Genomic DNA, 24,393 nt, shown 5'->3' on the forward strand with positions numbered 1-24,393 from the left:
CCTTAGCGCCTTAACTTCGCATGGGATATCCGCCACCTGCGTTTCCCCAGGAACTTCAAAAAGAACGTCAAAAGAGGCTGATTTAGCTTATGAAAGCAGCGTTTCTTCCGGACCGGGGCGTGGTCAAGGTCAGCGGCGCGGATGCCCGCGACTTCCTCAATGGCCTCGTCACCACAGACGTCACGCTGCTGCAGCCCGGCATTGGCCGGTTCGGCGCGCTGCTGACGCCGCAGGGCAAGATCACGGCCGATTTCCTGATCACCGAAGCCCCGGCCGGCCATGGCGGCGGCTTCCTGATCGATGCGCCCCGCGCGCTGGCGCAGAACCTCGCCGACAAGCTCGGTTTCTACAAGCTGCGCGCCAAGGTCGCGGTCGAGAACATTTCCGACAGCATGGGTGCGCTGGCGGTGTGGGACGGTGAGCCCACCATGAAGCCGGATCTGGCTTTTGCCGATCCGCGACATGAAGCGCTGGGCTGGCGCATTCTCGTGCCCGAAGATCTCAAGCAGAAGATCGCCGATCTGGTCGGCGCCGATCTCGTCGACAACGACGCCTACGAGGCCCATCGCATCGCCTTGGGCGTGCCGCGCGGCGGGCTCGATTTCATGTACAGCGACGCGTTTCCGCATGAGGCCAATATGGACCGCCTGCACGGCGTCGATTTCGACAAAGGCTGCTATGTCGGCCAGGAAGTGGTGTCGCGGATGCAGCATCGCGGGACCGCGCGCACGCGGATCGTGCGGGTCACGCTGGAAGACTTTTCGCCCGAGACCGGCATACCGGTTGTCGCCGGTGACAAGCAAGTCGGCACCATGGGCTCGACCGCTGGTGGCAAGGGCCTGGCCCTGCTCCGGATCGATCGCGTAGCGGACGCGCTGGATGCCGGTGCGTCGCTTAGCTCCGGTGGCCTTGCGATCCGCCTGACCGACCCGAACGACGTTCGCATTCCACCGAAGCAGACCGTCGCATGAGCCGATCTGCGCGCCTGCACGCCGACGGCAAAACACGGTGCCCATGGCCCGGCGAAGATCCGTTCTACATGGCCTATCACGACACCGAATGGGGTGTGCCGGAGTATGACGACCGCGCGCTGTATGAAAAGCTGATCCTCGACGGTTTCCAGGCCGGGCTGTCGTGGATCACGATCCTGCGCAAGCGCGAAAACTTCCGCAAAGCGTTCGACGATTTCCAGCCGGAGAAGATCGCGCGCTACAATGCCAAGAAAGTCCACGAGCTGATGAACGATGCCGGCATCGTCCGCAACCGCGCCAAGATCGAAGGCGCGGTCAACAGCGCCAAGGCTTATCTCAAGATCATGGAAGAAGGCGCCGGCTTCTCCAAATTCCTGTGGGACTTCGTCGACGGCAAACCCATCGTCAACCAGTTCAAGACCACCGCCAGCGTGCCAGCCTCGACGCCGGTCTCGATCAAGATTTCAAAGGAGCTCGGCGCGCGCGGCTTCAAATTCGTCGGGCCGACCATCGTGTATGCCTTCATGCAGGCCACCGGCATGGTCAACGACCACCTGGTCACCTGCTTCTGCCACGAGAGCTGCAGCGGCAAACTTCGCAAGCCCCGCCTCAAGGCCAAATGACGGCGCGGAAATCGACCAGCATCGCCACCCGCGCCTGGCAGCGGATGCTGTCGGGGCGGCGGCTCGACCTGCTCGATCCCTCCCCGCTCGATATCGAGATCGCCGATATCGCCCATGGCCTGGCGCGCGTCGCACGCTGGAACGGGCAAACCAGCGGCGCGCATATTTTCTCGGTGGCGCAGCACACGCTGCTGGTGGAAACCGTCATGCGCGAGCAGATGCCGCGCGTCGACGTCCGCTTCCGGCTCGCAGCGCTGCTGCACGACGCGCCGGAATATGTCATCGGCGACATGATCTCGCCGTTCAAGGCGGTGCTCGGCGGCGACTACAAGGTGGTGGAGAACCGTCTGCTCGCGGCGATCCATATTCGCTTCGGATTGCCGCCAATTCTCGCCGATGAAATCACCAAAGCGATCAAGGCAGCCGATCGTGGTGCGGCCTATCTCGAAGCCACCCGTCTGGCCGGATTTTCACAGGCCGAGGCCAAGCGCCTGTTCGGCAGGGATCCGGGCCTGCCCGAGGCCACGGTGCGCGATTATCTGACGCCGTGGACCGCGGCCCGGGCCGAGAAGCAGTTTTTGGCGCGATTCAAGCTGCTGCTCGGTTGATCGCCCGCGCAAACCTGCTTTCGCCGCCCCACTCGCGCGCCTATAATCGTGGCAAAACAGGACCTTCCAGGGAACGCCTCGCAGGATCACCATGCTTCACATCTGTTCGCTTGCTGCCCTTCCCGAGACCGTAAGAGCCACCGGCGCCAGCCACATCCTCACCGTGATGGCCAATGTCGATCAGGTGCTGCGGCCGGCTTCGGTGCTCGAGGCCAACCATCTGAAAGTGTCGATGGACGACATCACCGAGCAGTTGGACGGCTTTGTCGCGCCGGCAGATCATCATATCGAAAGAGTGCTGAACTTCGTCCGTGGCTGGGACCGCAGCGCGCCAATGGTGGTGCACTGCTATGCCGGCATCAGCCGCTCCACCGCGAGCGCCTTTGCGGCCGCCTGCGCGCTCAATCCGCACCGCGACGAGATCGAGATCGCGAGGCAAATTCGCGCCCGGTCCCCGATTGCCTCTCCCAACCGGCTGATCGTCAGCCTCGCCGACAAGGCGCTGGGACGCGAGGGCCGAATGCTGCGCGCACTCGACGAGATGGGCCCGGGCAGCATGACGGTCGAGGGCCGGCCATTCCAGCTCGATCTGGAATAGCGCCAGATTTGAACTTTTAGCGGGTAAAGCTGCACTCACAGGATTGCAACCGGGCTGCCGACGTGGCCGGTTAACGGTATGACGCGCCCGCCTGGAGGCCTGATGTTCGACGCCCCCTTCGTTTTCTTCGCGCTCGTGATCGCGATCGTCGCGCTGATCTTCGCGCGAAAGGCCATGAACCAGGTGGCGGAGTTGCGACAGCGCCTGGAGGCGATCCAAGCGCCGGCGGCCGCCGCGGCGCACGCGCCTCCGCCGCTCACGCCATTTGAAGCATTCGAGCAGACCCTGCCGCCGGCCTCGGCCGCATCGATACCACCGCCGATCGCACCCGACGTCGAATCCGTCACGCCCGCCGAGGCGTCAGACCAGCCCGCAGGCAGCGCGCCACCACCGCCGCCACCGCCGTTGCCACAACCCGATCGTGGCTTCGAGGAAACCGTCGGCACCCGCTGGGTGGTATGGATCGGCGGGCTGACGCTGGCGCTTGGCGGGTTCTTCATGGTGCGCTATTCGATCGAGGCCGGCCTGCTCGGCCCGGGCGTCCGCACCATGCTGGGCGGCCTGTTCGCGCTTGCCCTGCTGCTTGCAGGCGAATGGACCCGCCGCAAGGAAAGCATCTCCGCCATCGAAGCAACGCCGATCGCCAACATTCCGGCCATTCTGACCGCCGCCGGAACGGCCGTGGCGTTTGCCACGGTGTACGCCGCCTATGCGCTGTACGGCTTCCTGGTGCCCGCCACCGCGTTCATCCTGCTCGGGCTGGTGGCGATGGGCACGCTGGCCGCAGCGCTGCTGCACGGGCCGGCGCTCGCCGGCCTCGGCGTCGTCGGCGCCTTCGTGACGCCGGTCCTGGTCTCGTCCGGCAAGCCGGACTTCTGGGCGCTCTACATCTATCTCGCGATCGTCACCGCGGCCGCCTTCGGTCTGGCGCGCGTCAGGCTGTGGCGCTGGCTCGCGGTCACCACGATCGCGTTCGCACTGCTGTGGACGTTCCCCTGCCTGCAATGCGGTCCATCGATGGTCGGCCCGCATGCGTTCCATGTGCTCGCCGGCTTCATTCTCGCCGCGCTGCTCGTGGTGTGCGGTTTCATGTTCGGCCCGCCCGCCGACGAGGGCCAGGTCGAGCCGATCTCATCCGGCGCGCTTGCGGCCTATCTGCTCGGGGCCACGTTGATCGTGCTGAACAGTTTTCATGACGACGCCGCGATGATCGTGTTCGGCCTGCTGGTAGCGGGCAGCCTGTTCGTCGCCTGGCGCAGCGATGCTGCCGCCGGCGTGGTCGGGGCTGCGGCTGCGCTGGTCTTCGTCGTGTTTGCCGAATGGGCCGTTCGAGCCAATCCCGACATGCTGGTGCTGCCCGGCGGCCCATTGCCCGGCATCGGGCCGAGCGCCACGGACGGATCGGTGTCGCTGCACCTGATATCGGCCGCGATCTTCGCCGCGGGTTTTGGCGTGGCGGGGTTCCTGGCACAGGGCCGCTTCGCCGGGCCCGTCATACCGGTGATCTGGTCGGCCGCGGCGGTCTTCACGCCGCTGGCGCTGCTGGTCGCGCTCTATGCCCGCATCGCGCATCTCGACCGCTCGATCCCGTTTGCGATTCTCGCAGTGATGCTGGCCGCAGCGCATGCCGCTGCGACTGAGATCCTCAGCAAGCGCGAGGACCGTCCAGGCTTGCAGGCCTCGATCGCGCTGTTTGCGACCGGTACGCTCGCAGCACTGGCGCTGGCGCTGACCTTTGCACTGGAAAAGGGCTGGCTGACGATCGCGCTGGCGCTGATGTCGGCAGGCACCGCCTGGATCTCGACGCAGCGGCCGATCCCGTTCCTGCGCGCACTCGCGGCCATCCTCGCCGGCATCGTGGTGCTGCGTATCGGCTATGAGCCGCGCATTGTTGGCAGCGCCGTCGGCACCACGCCGATCTTCAACTGGCTATTGTGGGGCTACGGTATTCCGGCGGCGTCGTTCTGGGCCGGCAGCATCTTGCTGCGCCGTGGCGGAGATGATGCGCCGCTGCGAACAGTGGAATCGGCGGCGATCCTGTTCACGGTGCTGCTGGCGTTCATGGAAATCCGCCACGCCGTCAATCAGGGCGACGTCTATCGCCAAAGCGCCGGCCTCACCGAGGTCGCGCTGCAGGTCTGCGTCGCGCTGGCGATGGCGATCGGGCTGGAGCGCCTGCGCATCCGCACCGGCAGCGTCATTCACAATGCCGGCGCGATCCTGCTGACCGCGTTTGCCGGTCTTGCAGCGGTGTTCGGGCTGATGGTGCTTGAGAACCCGATTCTCTGGTTGATCGATGTCGGCGGCATCGTCATCAACCTGTTGCTGCTCGGCTACGCCCTGCCCGCGGTTCTCGCGCTGCTATTGTCCTATGCCGTGGCAGGCCGCCGCCCCGTGGCCTACGCCAATACGATCGCGGCGGGAGCGCTCATTGTCGCGCTGGCCTATGTGACGTTCGAGATCAGGCGAATCTATCATGGACCGGCGATCTCGGTCGGTCCGACCACCGGCGCCGAGCAATACACCTACTCGATCGCGTACCTGGCGTTCGGCGTCGTACTGCTCGGCATCGGCATTCTCTTCAACTCACAGCGCGCGCGGCTGGCGTCAGCGGTCGTCATCGGACTGACGATCCTGAAAGCCTTCCTGATCGACATGTCGACGCTCACGGGCGTCTATCGCGCGCTGTCGTTCATGTGCCTCGGGCTGGTGCTGGTGGCGATCGGCTGGCTGTACCAGCGGATCCTGTTCCGCAGGCAAGCAGCATCGCCGCCGCCTGCACCGGCTGCTTCCTCGGGAAGCTGATCCGTCAGGCGGCGCGCATCGACTCGAGGAATTTGGCGACCTCGATCTTGAGACGGTTGCTGTCGCCCGACAGCAACTGCGCCGCGGAGAGAACGTGCGACGAAGCGGTCTCGGTCTCGGTCGCGCCGCGCTGCACGTCGGTGATGTTGGCGGAGACCATCTGCGTTCCCATCGCCGCCTGCTGCACGTTGCGGGAGATTTCCTGCGTCGCCGCGCCCTGCTCTTCCACCGCGGCTGCGATCGCCGAGGAGATTTCGGAAAGCTTTCCGATCGTGCCCGAGATCTCCTGGATGGCTCCGACCGAATCCCGGGTCGCTGCCTGGATGCCGGTGATCTGCTGCCCAATCTCTCCGGTGGCCTTGGCGGTCTGTTCGGCCAGCGCCTTCACTTCGGACGCAACGACCGCAAAACCACGGCCGGCTTCGCCGGCCCGCGCCGCCTCGATGGTGGCGTTGAGCGCAAGCAGATTGGTCTGGCCCGCAATGTTATTGATGAGTTCGATCACGTCGCCGATGCGGGCGGCGGCTTTCGACAATTCGCCGACCCGATCATTGGTCCTTGAAGCCTGATCCACGGCCTCGCTCGCCATCCGCGCGGATTCCTGTACCTGCCGGCTGATCTCATTGACCGAGGACGCCATTTCCTCCGTGGCGGATGCGACCGACTGCACGTTGGTGGAGGCCTCCTCCGAGGCTGCTGAGACAGTGGTCGCAAGTTCCTGCGCACGCTCCGCGGTCGAAGTCAGCGTATCTGCCGAAGCCTCGAGTTCGATCGAGGCCGACGACACGGTTTCAACGATCTCGCCGATCATGGCTTCGAACTCCCGCGTGATGCTGTCGACACGGCGGCCGCGCTCGATCTTGGCTTCGGCATCGTGTGCGGCGGCTTCATCGGCAGCCTTCTTGGCGATCAGCGCATCCTTGAATACCTGCAGGGCGTCGGCCATCGCGCCGATTTCGGTCCTCTCACCGCGGCGCCTCACTTCGGCAGACAGGTCCCCGTTTCCCAGCGCCTGCATCGGCTTCACGATGGAGGCAATCCCTCTCGAGATGTCGCCGACCAAATAGAGTCCCACGCCGATGCCGCAAATGATGACGGCAGCGACAATGCCCAGTACGATCCAGAATGCAAAATTATAGCCTTCCGCGGCCTGCCGGGTCGCAGCGTCCGCGCCCGCGTTGTTGAGGTTGATGGATTTTTCCAGGAACGCATCGGATTCGGCGGCGATGACCGCAACCTTCTTGGAGATGGCCTCGCTCGCTTCATGGGGGATCCGCCCGATGCTCTGGCGCGACAACTCGATCACTTCCTGGACGCCCGTCATGTATCTGTCCCAGGCGCGCGCCCAGTTCTCATGGATCGAGCGCTCTTCGGGCGTAGAAATCATCGGCGCGTATGCCTTGCGATCTTTCGCGATCCTTTCGAGGATGCCGGCCAGTCGCTTGTCGTTGGCGGCCTTCGCCTCCAGCGTTTCCGCCATCACATGGGCACGGAGCGCAATGCGGAACAGGTTGATGTCCGCGCGCAATTCGCCGAGCACCCGAACGCTCGGAAGCCAGCTCGAGGAGATTTCCACCGTGTGGGCGTTGATCACCTGCATGCTGCGGATAGCCAGCAGGCCCATGCCGGACATCGCGATCAGCATGAATGCGATCACGGCGATGACCTTGGCGCGGATGGAAAGTGCGGACATGACTGGCTCTCAAGCGTTGGAGACAGGCGCCGCTGAATTATGAGGAACTGCCGTCAATCTTCGATGCGCCGGGAATATTCGGCAACAGTACGCATCAGGTCGCAAGCGAAGGTTAATGCGGCGCTCCGTAAAATTACCCGCTTGCGGGGAGGCACACGGGATGGAGCCCTGGAGCCTTTTCCGTTCCGATGGAATCGGAACGCGGCTCTAGATTTTTGATTTGACGCGTTTTGTTAGCGCGAACCGGTCTCCACTTCGCTGAAAAACGCTCTAACCAACGGATTCCGCGACAAGGCGAATCCTGAACACCGGCTTCTTGGCTTCGTCCAGAAGCTCCATCCGCCATTCGGCGTTCTGTTTCAGGCCGCGCGAAAGGCTGCCGAGGAGATTGCCGCAGACGCTCGTCATCTCGGTCCACGCGGCCTCGCGGCTTTCGAATTCGGATCCCTGATCGGACGCGCCGGCGTAGTGGCCGTGGCTGATCCGAAAAAAATATAGCGGCATGATTGATCTCACGTGTTGGGCCGCCTCCCGGCCTTCTCTGCCGGTCACCAGTTGGAATGAGATTCGCTACCAGGACATGAATGCGCCAGCCCGTATGACTACGGGTTCGTGCATCACCAATGATGCGGGATGGCGGCCCAGTGACCGGCCGCGCGCCGGTGCCCGGACCCGTTGCGCGGCCATTCAATCCCGAGGCAGCTTGTTGCGGTCGCGAACGTGGTTTCTGTGATCAATCGGTCGAGCGGCGCAGCTCTGGGGCGCCCTCGGCGTTGGCCGGCTCAGACTTGGCCGCTTCCTTGGCCGCTTCGGCCTTCGGCTCGGATTTCACCGGCTCGAGCTTGGCGCTCTCGACCGCCGGCGTTTCGACCCGCGCCGTTACCTCGGCACGTGCATCAGCCGCCGCGCGCGACGGCTCCTCCCGACGATGCAGCGAGCGCGGCCGCGCCACAGACCGCGCCATCAGCATCTGCGAGGCGCCCTGATGGCGGAAATCGCAATAGGCGAAGCCCATGCCGGAAACCGATCCGCGGAACGAACGATCGTCGCGCTTGTCGAGATTGAAGCACGGCTCGAACGGAAGACCCTTGATGGAAGCGCAGACGGCCTGTCCGCGAATCTGCAGCGTGTTGCCGGGCAGGCGTACATGGCGGATCGGTCCTGAGCCGCTGAATTGCACGGAGCCGGTTGCACCGAGATCGTCGAGGATACGGCCGGCGCCGCGGGTGCCGTCAAAACAGGTAAAGGCGAAGACCTTGCCGCTCACAAACCTGCGCGCCTCGTCGGCATTCATGCTCCCGGCCAGCGCAGGAACGATCATCGCACCGGCCGTGACGGCCCCCAGAACCAAACGCGCAAGCATGCAGCTACTCCAACCTAACAAGAGCGCGGGCGCCCGCCTTTACCCCGTGCTTACCATATCAACCGTGGCAACATTGGAGCAGGTTCGTTGGTAAAGTCTGAACACCGTTAGAGAATCTTTACCACGATTCGACCGCGGACCTGACCGGCCAGGATTTTAGCGCCGGTTCCGATGACTTGGTCGAGGGTGATTTCCTGAGTAATATCAGCAAGTTTTCCCTTATCCAAATCGCCGACGAGACGGTTCCAGGCAAGCTTGCGCTGTCCGATCGGGCACATCACGGAATCGATGCCGAGAAGGCACACCCCGCGCAAAATAAACGGCGCGACCGAGGACGGCAGGTCCATGCCGGCGGCAAGGCCGCAAGCGGCAATGGCGCCGCCATATTTCGTCATCGAGAGCAAGTTGGCGAGCGTGGTCGAGCCGACGCTGTCGACGCCGCCCGCCCAGCGCTCCTTCGCCAGCGCCTTGGCGGGGCCTGCGAGCTCGGCACGGTCGATCACCTCGGCCGCACCGAGGCCCTTGAGATAGTCGGCCTCCGACATCCGCCCGGTGGATGCGATGACGTGATAGCCGAGTTTCGAGAACACGGCGGTGGCGACCGAACCGACGCCGCCGGCGGCGCCGGTCACCACGACAGGGCCGCTTGCAGGCGTCAGGCCGTGCTTCTCCAGCGCCAGCACCGACAGCATTGCGGTGTAGCCGGCGGTGCCGATCGCCATCGCCTCGCGCGTCGACATCCCGTCGGGCAGCCGCACCAGCCAGTCGCCCTTGACGCGCGCTTTTTCGGCATAGGCGCCGAGATGGGTCTCACCCATGCCCCAGCCGTTACAGACGACCTTGTCGCCGGCCTTCCAGTCCGGATGCGAGGATTGTTCGACGGTGCCTGCGAAATCGATGCCGGCAATCATCGGGAAACGCCGCACCACGGGGGCCTTGCCGGTGACGGCCAGACCATCCTTGTAGTTCAACGTCGACCACTCGACCGCGACCGTGACGTCGCCTTCCATCAATTCGGCTTCGTCGAACTGCGTCAGCGCGGCGGTGGTGGCCTTGTCCGCCCTGTCGATCCTGATGGCCTTGAACGTTCCCACGGCAAACTCCCCGGACTTTTCTCTGCCCGAGAGTGTTTACCGCATCAGGCGGGTTGTGCAACCGGGCGCGCGACCGGCTGTTCGACGATCGGCAGGTTGATCAGCGCCGACAGGACGCCGAAGAAGATCGAGAGCCACCAGATCGGCGCGTAGGAGCCGAACTGCTCGAACACCACGCCGCCGAGCCAGACACCGAGGAAGCCGCCGACCTGATGGCTGACGAAGGCGAAGCCGTACAGCGTGGCGAACCAGCGGGTGCCGAACATCAGCGCCACCAGCGCCGAAGTCGGCGGCACCGTCGAGAGCCAGGTCAGGCCGGTGGCGGCACCGAACACGATCGCCGAGAAGGTGGTGATCGGAAACGAGATGAACGCCATGATCGACAGCGCGCGGGCGAAGTAGATCAGCGAGAGAATATAGCGCTTCGGATATTTGTTCTGCAGCCAGCCGACGCTGAGCGAGCCGATGATGTTGAACAAACCGATGGCCGCGACCACCCAGCCGCCGGTCTGCGCCGAGACGCCGCGATCGGCCAGATAGGCCGGCAGATGCACGGTGATGAAGGCGAGCTGGAAGCCGCAGGTGAAGAAGCCGAGCACCAGCAGCACGTAGGAGCGATGGCCGAACGCCTCCGCCAGCGCGGTCTTGAACGATTGCTGGTCGCCAGCAGGCTCGTTCGATGACGTCGAAGGCGGCGTCGCGATCGCCAGCGACAGCGGCACGATCAGCAGCATCAGGAGAGCGAACACCGTCAACGCCGCCTGCCAGCCGAAATTGTCGATCATCGCGACGCCGAACGGCGCGAACAGGAATTGACCGAACGAGCCGGCCGCGGTGCCGGCGCCGAGTGCAAAGCCGCGCCTCTCGGGCGGCAGCAGCTTGCTGAACGCCGACAGCACCAGGTTGAACGAACAGCCTGACAGCCCGAAGCCGATCAGCACGCCGGCGCCGAGAGCGAGCGACAACGGCGCCGTGGAATAACGCATCAGGAGCAGGCCACCGGCATAGAGCAGCGCGCCGACGATCATCACGCGCAGGATGCCGAAGCGATCGGCGATGGCGCCCGCGATCGGCTGGCCCAGGCCCCACAACAGGTTCTGCAGCGCCAGCGCGAGGCCGAAGACGTCGCGTCCCCAGGCGAATTCGCGGCTCATCGGCTGGACAAAAAAGCCGAGGCTCGAGCGCGGCCCGAAGCTCAACAGCGCGATCAGGCATCCGCAGATGATGATGACGAGCGGTGTCCGCCAGGTGCCGAGGCCGGAAGATGGACTGATGTCGCCGGTCGTTACAGCCATGTCAAAACCCCTGGAGGCCAATCGAATGCGCCATGGGGACTTAATGCATTTGCATGAAAACCCCAAGAGGAGCGATGCAAAAATTCCCGCTGCAGGGCAGCCCTGCAAAATCGGCGAGTGCAATCAGCAGATGGCGAGAACAATTTTGCCCTAACGAGATGTCGTCCGGGCGAACGCAGGGATGACCGTTGGTTACCGCTTCGCGCTGGTCTGCTCTGCCGAGCTTTGTGCGGCTTCGGCGAGCTTGGCGGAGATCGCCGCGGTCTCGGCGGCCGTGCCCCAGCTCGGCGCGTCGCTGCCGTTGCCCCAGGCGCGCGGCCGGTAGAAGGTGTGTACGCCGAACTTGTACGTCTTCTTCATTTCATTGACCCAGGACGGGCGCACCCAATAGGCGTGGTAGTGCGTCGACTTGTCGACTTCCGGCAACCAGAGCTGGCCGTCGAGCATCGCCTTCGCGATCTTTTGCGCGCGCTCCCACATGTCGGGTTCGCGAATGACGTCCTTGTTGTTGTCGCAGGCAAAGGTGAACTGGCACGCCAGATGACGGTGCTTGTTCTGGTAGACCACACCGCACACGGTTTCGGGATATTTGCCCGAGAAGGCGCGGTTCAGCACGACCTGCGCCACCGCGATCTGGCCCCGCACCGCTTCGCCGCGGGCTTCGAAATAGACCGCTTCCGCCAGGCACTTCTCCGACTTGGCGCGCGACTTGTCGTCGAACAGGCCGAGACGTTCGGCGGGCGTCTTGGCGCGCTGGTTGTCGGAATTGACCTCGCCCTTCGGCGCAACGCTCTCGCCCATCTCGCCGGCCCGCACCGGACCGTCGGCATCGACCGGCAGCGAGGCCATCACCTTCATGTCGGGATCGGCAACAGCGCCCGGCATCACGATGACGGGCTCTTCGCCGGGTCGCCAGCGCTCGATGCTTTCGGGCGAGCCGAGCGACGAACCAAAGAACAGGCTCGAGGTCTTGACGGCGAAGCCGTCGCGCGGCGACGCAGCAGCGCGCGCGACCTCGCGCGTTTCCGGAACCGTCTTGAGATCGTCCCGGGATCTGGTTTCGAGCGACAGCGACATGTCGTATTGCGCCAGCGGCGGCGCGCTCAGCGCGGCCTGCAGCTCGGGATCGAGCGGCGCGCGATCGATCGACGGCGCCGTCTCCACGGTCTTGGCGCCCTTGACCAATGTATTCGATGTCGCGGGATCCTCGGCCGCCGGCGCGCGCTCGGCAGGGCCTGCGGTTTCCGCAGGCGGCGGCGTCACGACGAGGCGATCGCCCTTCAGCGTGCGGTCGACCTTGGGGAAATCGGCGGCGTGATAGCGCGGCGGCGGCGCTACCAGCGGATTGCGCGTCACTGAACCCGTGATGTCGATGCCCTGATTGTCGAGGCTTGCCAGCCGGTAGGTCGCGGTTTGCGGCGACGAGGTTCCGATCGGACGGCCGAAAGAGAAGGTTGCGACCTGGATGGTGCCGGCGGAAGAGAATACCCGCTTCTGCCAACGCTCGGCGACGCCGGGCTGGCGCGCCAGCAGCGAAGCAATATCCTGATATCCGATCTCGGTCGGCATCAATGCGAAGACGCAAAGACCGAGGCCGAAGGACGCGAACCGCACGCCCTTCGGCTGGTTACGCAACACAAACATCGATACGCTCACGCAACGCTTACACGATCGAACCTCAGTACATCCGTGCAATTCGACCCTTTTTGTTGGTATCGAATTTAGGTTGCCGGGGAGTTAATCGGCGTGGCGTGCGTGCTACACGCAAGACATCGCGACATTTTCGCAGGCCGCATCAGAAACGTTGGTAAACAGCCACTCGATGAAAGTGGTAAATATCTCGTCAACGAAAATGATGAAGGAACTCGGGCGCGTCATGTCCCGGCACTACGTGTCGCACAAATGAAAATGGCCGAGAAAGCATCTCGGCCATTTCAATTTCACTATCGGCTACGACCTACGCCTGGCTCACCACCGTCTTGCCGAGTGCGGCTTGCGCCGCCGCGAGGCGGGCGATCGGCACGCGGTAGGGCGAGCACGACACGTAGTCGAGACCGATCTCGTGGCAGAACGCCACCGACGCGGGATCGCCACCATGCTCGCCGCAAATGCCGACCTTGAGACTGGGCCGGACCTTGCGGCCGCGGGTGACGCCGATCTTCACCAGTTCGCCGACGCCGTCGCGGTCGACCGAGATGAACGGATCGATTTCCAAAATCCCCTTGCTGACATAGGTGCCGAGGAAGCTTGCAGCGTCGTCGCGGCTGATGCCGTAGGTGGTCTGGGTCAGGTCGTTGGTGCCGAACGAGAAGAACTCCGCGGTCTGCGCCACGTCGCCGGCCATCAGGCACGCGCGCGGAAGCTCGATCATCGTACCAACTTGATACGCGAGCTTCTTCCCGGTCTCCTTCATCACCGACTGCGCGGTGGCGTCGATCCGGGCTTTCACCAGGTCGAACTCGGCCTTGGTCGCGATCAGCGGCACCATCACCTCGAGGCCGACGGCCTTGCCGGTGCGCTTCTCGGCTTCGACCGCCGCTTCAAAGATCGCGCGGGCCTGCATCTCGGCGATTTCAGGATAGGCGATCGCGAGCCGGCAGCCGCGGAAGCCGAGCATCGGATTGAACTCGGCAAGATCGCGGGCGCGATCGGCGAGCCGGCGCGGATCGGTGTTCATCGCACGCGCGACTTCCTCGATCTCGGCCTGGGTGTGCGGCAGGAACTCGTGCAGCGGCGGATCGAGCAGGCGGATCGTGACGGGCAAGCCCTTCATGATCTCGAACAGTTCGACGAAATCAGCGCGCTGCATCGGCAGCAGCTTCGACAGTGCGGCACGGCGCGACTGCTCGTCTTCGGAAAGAATCATCTCGCGCACGGTGCGGATGCGGGTTTCCTCGAAGAACATGTGCTCGGTGCGGCACAGTCCGATGCCCTCACCGCCGAATTTGATCGCGGTGCGCGCATCTTCCGGCGTGTCGGCGTTGACGCGGACGCCGAGCTTGCGAACCTGATCGGCCCAGCCCATCAGGGTGCCGAATTCGCCCGACAGTTTCGGTTCGATCATCGGCATCCGGCCGGCCAGCACCTGACCCAGCGAACCGTCGATGGTGATGACATCGCCTGTCTTGAAGGTGCGCGAGCCGATGCTCATCGTGCCCCGGCCGTAGTCGACGCGGATCGCGCCGCAGCCGGAGACGCAGGGCTTACCCATGCCGCGCGCGACCACGGCGGCGTGCGAGGTCATGCCGCCGCGGGTGGTGAGAATGCCTTCAGCGGCGTGCATGCCGTGAATGTCTTCCGGGCTGGTTTCGATACGCACCAGGATGACGTTGCGGCCGTCGGCCTGCAGCTTGGCGGCTTCGTCGGACGAGAACACGATCTCGCCCGATGCGGCGCCGGGCGAGGCCGGCAGGCCGGTCGCGATCACGTCGCGCTTGGCGTTGGGATCGATGGTCGGATGCAGCAATTGATCCAGCGACGCCGGATCGATCCGCATCACCGCATCCTTTTTCGAGATCAGCCCTTCATTGGCGAGCTCGACCGCGATGCGCAGCGCAGCTTTCGCCGTGCGCTTGCCGCCGCGGGTCTGCAGCATCCACAACTTGCCCTGCTCGACCGTGAACTCCATGTCCTGCATGTCGCGGTAGTGCTTTTCGAGCAGTGTGTAGAACCGCGTCAGTTCCTTGAACGCCTCCGGCATCGCGCTTTCCATCGACGGCTTGTCGGAGCCGGATTCCTGGCGCGCTTCCTCGGTAATGTCCTGCGGCGTGCGAATGCCCGCCACCACGTCCTCACCCTGCGCGTTGATCAGGAATTCGCCGTAGAGCTTGCTCTCGCCGGTGGAGGGATTGCGCGTGAACGCGACACCGGTCGCGGACGTCTCGCCCATGTTGCCGAACACCATGGCCTGCACGTTGACGGCGGTGCCCCAGGATTCCGGGATGTCGTGCAGGCGGCGGTAGGTGACCGCACGCGCATTCATCCAGGATGAGAACACCGCGCCGATCGCGCCCCACAATTGCTCGTGCGGATCCTGCGGGAAATCCTTGCCGGTTTCGCGCGCCACCGCTTCCTTGTACTTGCCGACCAGTTCGACCCAGTCGTCGCCCGAGAGATCGGTATCGAGCGTATAGCCCTGGCCGTCCTTGAAAGTGTCGAGGATGTCCTCGAAGTGATGATGCTCGAAGCCGAGCACCACGTCCGAATACATCGTGATGAAGCGGCGATAGCTGTCATAAGCGAAGCGGCGATCGCCGGAGAGTTCGGCGAGCGCTTCGACGGTCTTGTCGTTGAGGCCGAGGTTCAGCACGGTGTCCATCATGCCCGGCATCGAGGCGCGGCCGCCGGAGCGGACCGACACCAGAAGCGGATTCTTCGAGTCACCGAACGCCTTGCCGGTCAGCTTGCCGACGTGATCGAGCGCCTTCTCGACCTGCGTCTTCAGGGCGGCGGGATAGGATTTGTCGTGCGCATAGAAATAGGTGCAGACCGAGGTTGGAATGGTGAAGCCCGGAGGCACCGGCAGGCCGAGATTGGCCATCTCGGCGAGGTTGGCGCCCTTGCCGCCAAGCAGGTCGCGCAGGCCCGCTTTGCCCTCCGCCTTGCCGTCGCCGAACGTGTAGACCCACTTGCCGGATTTTACCGCCTCGCTGGCCGGGCTTGCCGACCACAGCCTTCTTGGCGGGCTTGGCCTTGGCGACCGGCTTGGCCGGCGCCTTGTTCAGCGCCTTGCGGGCGGCTGGAGCGGCAGCGGCCTTTCGGGCCGAAGATTTTGATTTCGCTGCAGATTTCGCTGCAGCCTTCTTGGACTTCGCGACGGCTTTGGCCATGGATTCCAACTATCCGAAAAAGGGGAGAAAGATGCGCGCCTTACACCATTTTGAGGGGTTCCGCGCAAGCCGCGAAACCCCGCTTTCCTGCGCTAGAACCGAAACATCTTGAGCACGCCGAGACCGACCAGGCCGACGAAGATCAGGTAGATGGCGACGATGTAATTGAGCAGCCGCGGCATGATCAGGATAAAAATCCCCGCGAGAAGGGCAACGATCGCGGGAACGTGCGCAGCGGTGATGGTCATTGAAATCTCCGGCTGATGGGTGGGGAATCGAATCGAGGGCCGCAACTTAACCGCTGGCGCGGTTTCGGAATAGCAAGACGCCCACCACTTCAATGGGTTCCAGCCTCCGCAACAATTCCCCAGAAATGCCGCGAATGCGGCTGCGTTTTCGCCGGAACAATGCCGCACGGGATGAATTGGCCCGCATAGTGTGTGCTGGCGAAAGCCGGCGCCTCTTCTCGCGAAGGAGTTGACTATGCGGAACAGAGTACTTGCCATTGCAGCGATCGCCGGCGCGATGGCTGCCCCGATCGCAGCTCAGGCGCAAAGCACGATCACCACAGGCACCGGCGGCAGCACGGTCGTCATCGGCGAACATGAAGGCATCGCTGCCGACCAGCGCCCGGCCTTCCGCGAATACATCGCGCGTGAGCGCGTGCCGAACTACACGATTTCTGAGCGTGTGACGGTTGGCGCCGTGCTGCCGGAAACCGGCGTGACCTATTACGACGTGCCGCAATCGTTCGGCATGACGCCCTATCGCTACACCGTGGTGAACGGCCAGACGATATTGGTCGAACCGCGCTCGCGTCGCATCGTTCAGGTGGTCGATTGACCTCAGTAGCCTGAACGATTGGTCCGGGCGCCGCGCAAGCGGATGTGCGCGAGATACGACCGGACACGAAGCCCCGTCCGGCGTCCCCTCCGGGCGGGGTTTTCTTTTTGCGCAATTCCTTCCCGGACACGGTGCCGTAGGGTGGGCAAAGGCGCTCTTCGCGCCGTGCCCACCATTCTCTATCGGTTTGCTTGCTGGAGCGTTGGTGGGCACGCTTCGCTTTGCCCACCCTACAATTTATTCCCTGATTTCCAGTCCCGGCTTCTTCACCACGAGCCGGTGAATCTTCTTCCCCGATGAGGCGCTGACCACCTCTTCATCGAGCAACACCGTCGTCGTCTTCAATTCCGCCAGCACGACCGCCGGATCGAACGCCGCGTAAAGCCGTCCCTGCGCGTCGCGCTGATCGGCGCCCTCGGTGACGCGCCAGCTCAGATAGAGAATGCCGCTCGGCTTGACGATATCGAGCAGGCGGCGAACCGACGCCGCAATCTGCTTGCGGTCGAGATGCATGATCACGGTTTCGCACAGGACGTTGTCGAACGTGCCGACGCCGCGCAGTTCGGGCAATTCGGCGTGCGCGAACTTGAACGAGGGATATCGCCGGCGCGCCTCGTTGAGCAGGCCTTCCGAGGCATCGAAACCGACAGCCGAAAAACCGTTCGCGTGGAGCCAGGCGACCTCGCGGCCGCAGCCGCAGCCGATATCGGCCGAGGTGCCGCCGCGCACAAAAAACCGTTCGACGATTTCCTGCAGGTCGACGGGCGCCGGCTGACCGAGCCAGTCCTTAGCGAACGCCGCCGCACCCAGTTCGTAAGCGGCGAGCGTCTGACGGTCCATGATCTAGCCTTCGATCTTCGAAAAATCCGCAACTGCGCGGGTCGCCGCGCGGATCTCGTTCAGGAGCTTTAGTCGGTTCTCGCGCACCTTGGGTTCATCGTCATTGACCTTGACCTTGTCGAAGAAGGCATCGACCGCCGGACGCAGCTTTGCCATCGCGCTCATCGCGGTGGCGAAATCTTCCCTCTGCACCGCAGCTCCGGCCTCGCTCTTGACCTGATCGATCGCGCCGGCGAGCGCCTTTTCCTCAGGCAAACTGTAAAGCCCGGCATCCGGGGCGCCGTCAAACGTGCGCTTGTCCTTTTTCTCCTCGATCGCAAGGATGTTACTCGCACGCTTGGTCCCTGCAAGCAGGTTCTTGCCGTCGTCGGTGTCGAGGAACTTGCCGAGCGCCTCGACGCGGCGCACCACCAGGAGCAGATCGTCCTGGCCGCCGAGCGAAAACACGGCATCGACGAGATCGTGACGCGCGCCCTGATCGCGAAGCTGGACCTTCAGGCGGTCGGCGAAGAAAGTAAGCAGATCGCCCGGAAGTGTTTCGGCGTCGCTCTTTTCCCGGAAACCAGCCATGGCCGACTTCGCTATGTTCGTGATCGGCAGCCGGAGCGTATTGTCAACGATCAGCCTGATGACGCCCAGCGCAGCTCGGCGCAGCGCATAGGGATCCTTGCTGCCGGTCGGCTTTTCGTCGATCGCCCAGAAGCCAACCAGCGTGTCGATCTTGTCGGCCAGCGCGACCGCCACGCTCACCGGATCGGTGGGAACGCGATCGGCGGGGCCTTGCGGCTTGTAATGCTCCTCGCTCGCGGCGGCGACCGAGGCATCCTCGCTCTGGGCCTGCGCATAATACTTGCCCATCAAGCCCTGCAGCTCGGGGAATTCACCGACAACTTCGGTTAGCAAATCCGCCTTTGCCAGATGAGCCGCTCGCTTTGCCTTTTCGACGTCGGCGCCGACCAGCGGCGCGATCTCGGCAGCCAACCGCTCGATCCGCTTGATCCGCGCCGCCTGCGTGCCAAGCTTCTCATGAAACACGATCTGCTCGAACTTCGGCAGGCGCGCTTCGAGCTTCGTCTTCAGGTCGGTCTCGTAGAAGAATTTTGCATCGCTCAGCCGCGCGCGGATCACGCGCTCGTTGCCGCCGATGATGGTCTTGCCGCCATCGGTAGCCTCGATGTTGGCGGTCAGAATGAACTTGTTGGTCAGCTTGCCCGTCTTGGGATCGCTGACCACAAAGCATTTCTGGTTGTTGCGGATGGTAGCGCGGATCACTTCATCCGGGATCGACAGGAATTCCTGGTCGAACGACCCCATCAGCGCGACCGGCCACTCCACGAGGCCCGCCACTTCGTCCGCCAGCGCCTGGTCCTCGACCAGCTCAAAGCCCTGCGCGAATGCCAGCTCCTTCGCATCGGCGAGGATGATGTCCTTGCGCGCCTGTGCGTCGAGCACGACTTTTGCGGCCTTCAGCTTGGCTTCGTAGTCCTCAAAACGGCGTACGGAGATCGCAGTAGGCGCCATGAAGCGGTGACCGAACGTGGTCTGCCCGGTCTCGATGCCGTCGACGGAAAACTTCACGACGTCGGGCTCTTCGGTTTCCGGCCCGAAGGTCGCGATGATCGAATGCAGCGGCCGCACCCAGGAGAGCGAGCCTGATTTGACTGAGCGTTCGCCCCAGCGCATCGATTTCGGCCACGGGAAGGTTCTGATGATGACAGGCAGAATCTCGGCGAGCACATCGATCGTGGCGCGTCCCGGCTTTTCGATCAGCGCGATGTAGAAATCGCCCTTCTTCGGGTCGGTCTGGATCCTGGCGTCTTCGATCCGGGCGAGACCCGTGGCCTTCAGGAATCCCTGGATCGCGGCATCAGGCCCGCCAACGCGCGGGCCGCGGCGTTCTTCCTTCAGGTCGGATTGCCGCGCCGGAATGCCGTGCACGGTGAGCGCCAGCCGCCGCGGCGTCGCGAACGCCTTGGCACCTTCGTAAACCAGCCCCTCGGCGACGAGCTTGTCGGTGACCATGCGGCGCAGATCGTCCGCCGCCTTCGCCTGCATGCGCGCGGGGATTTCCTCGGAAAAAAGCTCCAGCAGAAGATCAGGCATCAGACCGCCCTGCCCGCTTCGGTGTGAACCCAGGCATCGCCGCAGGCTTTTGCCAGTTCGCGCACGCGCATGATGTAGCTCTGCCGCTCGGTCACCGAGATCACGCCGCGGGCATCGAGCAGGTTGAAGACGTGGCTCGCCTTGATGCACTGGTCATAGGCCGGCAGCGCCATCAGATGTTCTTTCTGGTTGCCGCCCTCGCGCCACCCGGCGGCGAGATACTTTTTGCAGGCGTCTTCCGCCATCTTGAATTGCTCGAACAGCATCGTGGTGTCGGCATATTCGAAATTGTGCCGGGAATATTCCTGCTCGGCCTGCAGGAAGACGTCGCCATAGGTAACCTTGTCGGTGCCGTCGCGGCCGTTGAAGTTGAGATCGTAGACGCGGTCGACGCCCTGCACATACATCGCCAACCGCTCGAGCCCATAGGTGAGTTCGCCGGCAACCGGCGCGCATTCGACACCCGCGACCTGCTGGAAATAGGTGAACTGGCTGACTTCCATGCCGTCGCACCAGCACTCCCAACCCAGTCCCCAGGCGCCGAGCGTCGGGCTCTCCCAATCGTCCTCGACAAAGCGGATGTCGTGCAGGCTTGAATCGATACCGATGGCGGCCAGCGACTTCAGGTACAGGTCCTGAAGGTTCGGCGGCGACGGCTTCATGATCACCTGAAACTGATAATAGTGCTGCAGCCGGTTCGGGTTTTCGCCGTAGCGGCCGTCCTTCGGCCGCCGCGAGGGCTGCACATAGGCGGCGTTCCAGCGTTTCGGGCCGAGCGCACGCAGCGTCGTCGCTGGATGGAAGGTGCCCGCGCCCATTTCCATGTCGTAGGGCTGCAGGATCACGCAGCCCTGCTCCGCCCAAAACCGTTGCAGGGCAAGGATGAAGCCCTGGAACGAACGTTCCGGGCGCATGTGGGCAGGAAGTGCGTCCATCGGCAGAATCGGTCTCGCGAGGGGGGTTTAAGAGCGCGGGACCGTATCGACGCGGAAGCGGGGAATCAAGGCGATGGGTGATTGGAGTCATTCCGGGCTGGTGCGCCAGCCCGGAATGACGAAAGTCAGCCCGGCCGATAAGCGCCGGTGACGGGGTCGCGGCGCAGCGTTGGAATATCGGCAGTCTGGGCGGCCTCGGCGACGCGTGCCAGGCGCGCCTCTTCCAGTTCCCTGTTGATGCGGACGGCGGTCTTGTAGGCCCATCGGACCACGGCAAGCCCACCCAGGGCACCCGCGAATGCGACTAGCGGCGGCATCGGTCGATCCTTGTCGTTCACGTGTCAGCCCCCAATAGGTGCATTGTCGCCCAAGCCGGCCCGCACCGCAATTCCGCTTTTGGGACTAAATGGCGCGGCTCGTTGACCTCCAGTTGATTTCTAGAACCCGAATTTAGCCCAAATTGCCCGGGTCTCGAGTGCCGAAATCAGTTCGTCCGGCAATCCCCCAATACCGTCCAAGGAGGCCAGCGAGCCCGCCCCCGGCGATCTCCGGCCCAACAGCCCGGCCAGCATCCCGCTTGCGGGCGCAATGACAGGCGTCAGCACCTTCTCGCCATAGCGCTCGCGCAGCGTCGACCTGATATCACCGATCTTGTCCGCAAGGCCCAGCGACACGGACTTCTCGCCTGCCCAGTACTCGCCGGTGAACAGGACGTCCTCGGTTCCCTTAAGCCGCGCACCGCGGCTGCCTTTAACCAGTGCGATGAAGATGGCGTGGATCTCGCGCTGGAGCGCCTTCAGGCGCGCCACGTCATCAGGATCTTCAGGCAGGAACGGGTCGAGCATCGCCTTGTGTTCGCCTGCCGTATAAAGCCGCCGCTCGACGCCGATCCGCTTGATCAGGTCCTGAAAACCGAAACTGCCGCCGACCACGCCGATCGAGCCGAGGATCGAGGACGGATCGCAGAAGATCTCGTCGCCGGCGCATGCGATCATGTAGCCGCCGGATGCCGCGACGTCCTCGACGAACACCAGCACCGGCAGCTTCTTTTCCGCGGCAAGCTGCCTGATCCGCAAGTAGATCTGCCGCGACTGCACCGGCGAGCCGCCGGGCGAATTGATCACCAGCGCCACCGCCTTGGCGTGTCTGGTGGCGAACGCGCGTTCGAGCGTCCTGGCGATGCCCGCCAGCGTCAGGCCCGGCCGCAACGGCGTCACCGCACCGATGACACCCGACAGGCGCACCACCGGAACGACAGGGACGTCGCGCCGGAATTTTGCCGGAATGAGTTGCTTCACCCTGTCAACGACGTTCAGCAATCCCGCGCGATCACTTATTTGTTCACTCATGCCGTTACCTCGAATTAACCATTTTTTATCGCACGACTGTCATTGCAAAGGCCGAAACGCCTTTTTGGCCGGAACGCCTTTTGCATTGCAGACGTTAAAGCTGCAATGGCGCAGCGGAGACTGACATGAAAATCTACCTGCTGATCATGCTCATCGGCAGCCTTCTGGCCGCGATCCACTTTACATCGGCGCCCAAACAACAGTCAGAGACGCTTCCGCAATAGCGTCCTGTTTGAGGAATTGAGCGTGCGAGCCACTTTTACGGGTTCGCCAGCGGCAAGCTCCCGTTCCCGGCCAGAATCTCCTGCACCCTTTTGTTTGGAACGCCTTGCTCGTCGTTGAGCATCAGGCCGGGAAGGATTTGCGTCGGCGCCCGCCCACCCTTGGCGGCACGAACCAGAATGCGGTTGGCAGGCCCCTGCGCGTCGCCATGGACCGGCAGCACCTGCAAGCTCCCGAAACCGTGATCGAGCGCCGAGAGCACCTCGGCAATTCCGTCGGCTCGCCAGATCAGCGTCAGCGCGCCCCTCGACTTGAGAATGCGCCGCGCCGCGTGAACCCATTTCGTGAGCGTCGTTGCGGTCGCCATATGCGCAATCCCGCGCGCCGTGTCCGGCGAGACGCGATGCCGCGCGGGATCGTTGAAGGGCGGATTCATCAGCACCGCATCGACGCTGTCGGGAGCTAGTCCGGCCGCGGCAAAGGCTGCGGCATCGGCTTCCACGTCGAGCACGACTACGTCGGCTTGAATCGCATTGGCATCCGCATTGGCGCGCGCAAGTCTTGCCAGCACCGCATCGATCTCCACCAGGACGAGATCGATGCCGGTCACGCGCCTGGCCACCGCCAGCCCCGCGGCTCCGACGCCGGCGCCGAGATCGGCGATGCGCTCGCCCGAACGGGCTGAGGTCGCCGCCGCCAGCAGTACCGCATCGTGACCGACGCGATGTCCCGATTTCAGTTGCATCAAACGCAATTGCCCGCCGAGAAACGCATCCTCGGTGAGTTCGAGAACGGGGTCAGTCATCGGGGCGCAATTCATGGGCCAGGCCCGCCTCGGATAGCAACTGGCGGGCTGCGCGATTGTCGTCCTCATGAACCAGGATTCGCCGCGGCAGGATACCGAGCGATCCCTCGATGACGCTCATGTTCTGGTCCAGCACCAGATGATGGATATTGGCGCCGTCGAGCAGTGCGCCGACTGCGGAAACCAGCACGATATCGTTGGTCCTGACCAATTCCCGCAAGTGACGCACTCCTTTTCACCCGGGTGCGGCAACGGCACGGCCCTGTCAACCGCTTCGTGCCCTTGCCGCCTTAGCCGGCACTTTCTATTGTAGAACAAGGATAGTGCGATTTGGCCAAAATTGGAGACCCGCGTGGCGGTTATTGTACCCTTCGAAAGCCCGTCGAACGCTTCGATAGATGCGCTGGTCGGGCTGGTCGCCGCCGACATGGAGCGGGTCAACGCCACGATCCTGTCGCGCACGGGATCGGAAGTCACCATGATCCCCGAGGTCGCCAACCACCTGATCTCATCCGGCGGCAAGCGTCTCCGCCCGATGCTGACGCTGGCGATGGCAAGCCTCACCGGCTATTCCGGCGACGGCCATATCAAACTCGCGGCTTCCGTCGAATTCATGCACACCGCAACGCTGCTGCATGACGACGTGGTCGACGAGAGCGAACTGCGCCGCGGCAAGCTGTCGGCGCGGATGCTGTGGGGCAATGAGGCCAGCGTGCTGGTCGGCGACTTCCTGCTCGGCCAGGCCTTTCGCATGATGGTCGAAGTCGGCTCGCTGCGCGCGCTGGATATTCTCTCCTCGGCTGCGGCCACCATCGCCGAAGGCGAAGTGATGCAGCTTGCGGCCGCCAAGAACACCGCGACCACCGAGGACGAATACCTCGCGGTCATCCGGGGCAAGACGGCCGAACTGTTCGCCGCGGCTTGCGAGGTCGGCCCCGTGATCGCCAACCGGCCGAAGGCCGAGCAGACCGCATGCCGCTCGGTCGGCATGAATCTCGGCATCGCATTCCAGCTCGTCGACGACGTGCTGGATTATGGCGGCAAGGCCGCGAAACTCGGCAAGAACATCGGCGACGATTTCCGCGAGGGCAAGATCACGCTGCCGGTGGTGCTGGCGTTCCGCCGCGGCAATGACAGCGAGCGCAAGTTCTGGATCAAGGCGCTCGAGCGCGGCGAGATCGGCGACAGCGACCTCGATCATGCCATCGGCCTGATGACCAAGCACCGCGCGCTGGAAGACACGATCAGCCGCGCCCAGCATTACGGCGCGATGGCCGTCGACGCGCTGGCGCTGTTCCCGGCCTCGCCCATGAAGACCGCGCTCGAGCAGGTCGTGGCGTTCTGTTTGGCAAGGTCACATTGAGCGTAAGTCAGTAGGATGGGTGGAGCGAAGCGATACCCATCACGTCACGCGATT

At 63.8% G+C, this 24,393-nt stretch carries 21 protein-coding genes and 1 pseudogene; 7 read left to right on the forward strand and 15 right to left on the reverse strand.

Translation table 11 applies throughout. The features are described from left to right. The first annotated feature begins 89 nt into the window (after nt 1–89). From ygfZ to V1288_RS02865, 5 genes are all read left to right on the forward strand, one after another. Complete coding sequence (ygfZ, locus tag V1288_RS02845; RefSeq protein ID WP_334355632.1) at nt 90–971, forward strand: CAF17-like 4Fe-4S cluster assembly/insertion protein YgfZ; 882 nt, start codon at nt 90–92, stop codon at nt 969–971. Further along, nucleotides 968–1,594 carry a DNA-3-methyladenine glycosylase I gene (locus tag V1288_RS02850; protein ID WP_334355633.1) on the forward strand — a complete coding sequence of 209 codons (627 nt, stop codon included), beginning with the start codon at nt 968–970 and terminating at the stop codon, nt 1,592–1,594. Before ygfZ ends, V1288_RS02850 begins: the two co-directional genes overlap by 4 nt. Next, nucleotides 1,591–2,202: an HD family hydrolase gene (locus V1288_RS02855; RefSeq protein ID WP_334355634.1), complete on the forward strand. Its 612-nt coding sequence runs from the start codon at nt 1,591–1,593 to the stop codon at nt 2,200–2,202. Before V1288_RS02850 ends, V1288_RS02855 begins: the two co-directional genes overlap by 4 nt. A 91-nt stretch (nt 2,203–2,293) precedes the next feature. Beyond that, nucleotides 2,294–2,800 (forward strand): tyrosine phosphatase family protein, encoded by a 507-nt coding sequence (locus V1288_RS02860; protein ID WP_334355635.1) that lies wholly within the window; start codon nt 2,294–2,296, stop codon nt 2,798–2,800. Nucleotides 2,801–2,902: 102 nt separating this feature from the next. After that, nucleotides 2,903–5,605: a DUF2339 domain-containing protein gene (locus V1288_RS02865; RefSeq protein ID WP_334355636.1), complete on the forward strand. Its 2,703-nt coding sequence runs from the start codon at nt 2,903–2,905 to the stop codon at nt 5,603–5,605. A gap of 4 nt (nt 5,606–5,609) precedes the next feature. Here the strand turns inward: V1288_RS02865 and V1288_RS02870 are convergent, their stop codons facing one another. The 8 genes and pseudogenes from V1288_RS02870 to V1288_RS02905 all read right to left on the reverse strand — a co-directional run bounded on the left by V1288_RS02870 (nt 5,610) and on the right by V1288_RS02905 (nt 16,127). Further along, nucleotides 5,610–7,298 (reverse strand): methyl-accepting chemotaxis protein, encoded by a 1,689-nt coding sequence (locus V1288_RS02870; protein WP_334355637.1) that lies wholly within the window; start codon nt 7,296–7,298, stop codon nt 5,610–5,612. 270 nt (nt 7,299–7,568) lie between these two features. Beyond that, nucleotides 7,569–7,802, reverse strand: a complete 234-nt coding sequence (locus V1288_RS02875; protein WP_334355638.1) for a DUF6894 family protein — start codon at nt 7,800–7,802, stop codon at nt 7,569–7,571. Nucleotides 7,803–8,031: 229 nt separating this feature from the next. After that, nucleotides 8,032–8,661: a hypothetical protein gene (locus tag V1288_RS02880; RefSeq protein WP_334355639.1), complete on the reverse strand. Its 630-nt coding sequence runs from the start codon at nt 8,659–8,661 to the stop codon at nt 8,032–8,034. A gap of 107 nt (nt 8,662–8,768) precedes the next feature. Next, nucleotides 8,769–9,755, reverse strand: a complete 987-nt coding sequence (acuI, locus tag V1288_RS02885) for an acrylyl-CoA reductase (NADPH) (protein WP_334355640.1) — start codon at nt 9,753–9,755, stop codon at nt 8,769–8,771. Between the two features lie 44 nt (nt 9,756–9,799). Then, the gene (locus tag V1288_RS02890) at nt 9,800–11,050 is read right to left on the reverse strand and encodes an MFS transporter (protein WP_334355641.1); all 1,251 of its coding nucleotides are present in this window, start codon (nt 11,048–11,050) and stop codon (nt 9,800–9,802) included. A 192-nt stretch (nt 11,051–11,242) separates the two neighbouring features. Beyond that, a complete protein-coding gene (locus V1288_RS02895) occupies nt 11,243–12,694 on the reverse strand; it encodes a cell wall hydrolase (protein ID WP_334355642.1) in 1,452 nt (483 codons plus the stop codon). A 313-nt stretch (nt 12,695–13,007) separates the two neighbouring features. Beyond that, nucleotides 13,008–15,879: pseudogene (ppdK, locus tag V1288_RS02900) on the reverse strand (pyruvate, phosphate dikinase). Between the two features lie 92 nt (nt 15,880–15,971). Beyond that, the gene (locus V1288_RS02905; RefSeq protein WP_083519361.1) at nt 15,972–16,127 is read right to left on the reverse strand and encodes a DUF3096 domain-containing protein; all 156 of its coding nucleotides are present in this window, start codon (nt 16,125–16,127) and stop codon (nt 15,972–15,974) included. 235 nt (nt 16,128–16,362) lie between these two features. Between V1288_RS02905 and V1288_RS02910 the strand changes: the two genes are divergently transcribed. Then, nucleotides 16,363–16,722, forward strand: coding sequence for a DUF1236 domain-containing protein (locus tag V1288_RS02910; protein WP_334355643.1), 360 nt, complete (start codon nt 16,363–16,365; stop codon nt 16,720–16,722). A gap of 237 nt (nt 16,723–16,959) precedes the next feature. Here V1288_RS02910 and V1288_RS02915 read toward each other — a convergent pair whose 3' ends face one another. The 7 genes from V1288_RS02915 to V1288_RS02945 form a co-directional block, all read right to left on the reverse strand. Next, nucleotides 16,960–17,562 (reverse strand): class I SAM-dependent methyltransferase, encoded by a 603-nt coding sequence (locus V1288_RS02915; RefSeq protein ID WP_334355644.1) that lies wholly within the window; start codon nt 17,560–17,562, stop codon nt 16,960–16,962. A gap of 3 nt (nt 17,563–17,565) precedes the next feature. After that, nucleotides 17,566–19,665, reverse strand: a complete 2,100-nt coding sequence (gene glyS / locus V1288_RS02920; RefSeq protein ID WP_334355645.1) for a glycine--tRNA ligase subunit beta — start codon at nt 19,663–19,665, stop codon at nt 17,566–17,568. Beyond that, nucleotides 19,665–20,600, reverse strand: coding sequence for a glycine--tRNA ligase subunit alpha (locus V1288_RS02925; protein WP_334355646.1), 936 nt, complete (start codon nt 20,598–20,600; stop codon nt 19,665–19,667). Before V1288_RS02925 ends, glyS begins: the two co-directional genes overlap by 1 nt. A 125-nt stretch (nt 20,601–20,725) precedes the next feature. After that, nucleotides 20,726–20,917 (reverse strand): hypothetical protein, encoded by a 192-nt coding sequence (locus tag V1288_RS02930; protein WP_212420240.1) that lies wholly within the window; start codon nt 20,915–20,917, stop codon nt 20,726–20,728. Nucleotides 20,918–21,037: 120 nt separating this feature from the next. Continuing rightward, the gene (locus V1288_RS02935; RefSeq protein WP_334355647.1) at nt 21,038–21,949 is read right to left on the reverse strand and encodes a S49 family peptidase; all 912 of its coding nucleotides are present in this window, start codon (nt 21,947–21,949) and stop codon (nt 21,038–21,040) included. Nucleotides 21,950–22,208: 259 nt separating this feature from the next. Beyond that, nucleotides 22,209–22,976, reverse strand: coding sequence for a tRNA1(Val) (adenine(37)-N6)-methyltransferase (locus V1288_RS02940; protein WP_334355648.1), 768 nt, complete (start codon nt 22,974–22,976; stop codon nt 22,209–22,211). Next, a complete protein-coding gene (locus V1288_RS02945) occupies nt 22,969–23,196 on the reverse strand; it encodes a putative signal transducing protein (RefSeq protein ID WP_334355649.1) in 228 nt (75 codons plus the stop codon). The genes V1288_RS02940 and V1288_RS02945 overlap by 8 nt, the downstream gene beginning before the upstream one ends. A gap of 132 nt (nt 23,197–23,328) precedes the next feature. Between V1288_RS02945 and V1288_RS02950 the strand changes: the two genes are divergently transcribed. After that, the gene (locus tag V1288_RS02950; RefSeq protein WP_247830764.1) at nt 23,329–24,339 is read left to right on the forward strand and encodes a polyprenyl synthetase family protein; all 1,011 of its coding nucleotides are present in this window, start codon (nt 23,329–23,331) and stop codon (nt 24,337–24,339) included. Nucleotides 24,340–24,393 lie beyond the last annotated feature (54 nt).

Origin of the sequence: Bradyrhizobium sp. AZCC 2176 (assembly GCF_036924645.1) — a bacterium.
GTDB lineage: Bacteria > Pseudomonadota > Alphaproteobacteria > Rhizobiales > Xanthobacteraceae > Bradyrhizobium.

Bases quoted from the DNA above. Each gene is read 5' to 3' on its own strand.
- V1288_RS02910 (WP_334355643.1), top strand. From the start codon at position 16,363: ATGCGGAACAGAGTACTTGCCATTGCAGCGATCGCCGGCGCGATGGCT.
- V1288_RS02865 (WP_334355636.1), top strand. From the start codon at position 2,903: ATGTTCGACGCCCCCTTCGTTTTCTTCGCGCTCGTGATCGCGATCGTC.
- V1288_RS02940 (WP_334355648.1), bottom strand. From the start codon at position 22,976: ATGACTGACCCCGTTCTCGAACTCACCGAGGATGCGTTTCTCGGCGGG.
- V1288_RS02850 (WP_334355633.1), top strand. From the start codon at position 968: ATGAGCCGATCTGCGCGCCTGCACGCCGACGGCAAAACACGGTGCCCA.
- V1288_RS02880 (WP_334355639.1), bottom strand. From the start codon at position 8,661: ATGCTTGCGCGTTTGGTTCTGGGGGCCGTCACGGCCGGTGCGATGATC.
- V1288_RS02915 (WP_334355644.1), bottom strand. From the start codon at position 17,562: ATGGACCGTCAGACGCTCGCCGCTTACGAACTGGGTGCGGCGGCGTTC.
- glyS (WP_334355645.1), bottom strand. From the start codon at position 19,665: ATGCCTGATCTTCTGCTGGAGCTTTTTTCCGAGGAAATCCCCGCGCGC.
- V1288_RS02895 (WP_334355642.1), bottom strand. From the start codon at position 12,694: ATGTTTGTGTTGCGTAACCAGCCGAAGGGCGTGCGGTTCGCGTCCTTC.
- V1288_RS02890 (WP_334355641.1), bottom strand. From the start codon at position 11,050: ATGGCTGTAACGACCGGCGACATCAGTCCATCTTCCGGCCTCGGCACC.
- V1288_RS02935 (WP_334355647.1), bottom strand. From the start codon at position 21,949: ATGAGTGAACAAATAAGTGATCGCGCGGGATTGCTGAACGTCGTTGAC.
- V1288_RS02855 (WP_334355634.1), top strand. From the start codon at position 1,591: ATGACGGCGCGGAAATCGACCAGCATCGCCACCCGCGCCTGGCAGCGG.
- V1288_RS02860 (WP_334355635.1), top strand. From the start codon at position 2,294: ATGCTTCACATCTGTTCGCTTGCTGCCCTTCCCGAGACCGTAAGAGCC.
- V1288_RS02875 (WP_334355638.1), bottom strand. From the start codon at position 7,802: ATGCCGCTATATTTTTTTCGGATCAGCCACGGCCACTACGCCGGCGCG.
- ygfZ (WP_334355632.1), top strand. From the start codon at position 90: ATGAAAGCAGCGTTTCTTCCGGACCGGGGCGTGGTCAAGGTCAGCGGC.
- V1288_RS02930 (WP_212420240.1), bottom strand. From the start codon at position 20,917: ATGCCGCCGCTAGTCGCATTCGCGGGTGCCCTGGGTGGGCTTGCCGTG.
- V1288_RS02905 (WP_083519361.1), bottom strand. From the start codon at position 16,127: ATGACCATCACCGCTGCGCACGTTCCCGCGATCGTTGCCCTTCTCGCG.
- V1288_RS02870 (WP_334355637.1), bottom strand. From the start codon at position 7,298: ATGTCCGCACTTTCCATCCGCGCCAAGGTCATCGCCGTGATCGCATTC.
- V1288_RS02925 (WP_334355646.1), bottom strand. From the start codon at position 20,600: ATGGACGCACTTCCTGCCCACATGCGCCCGGAACGTTCGTTCCAGGGC.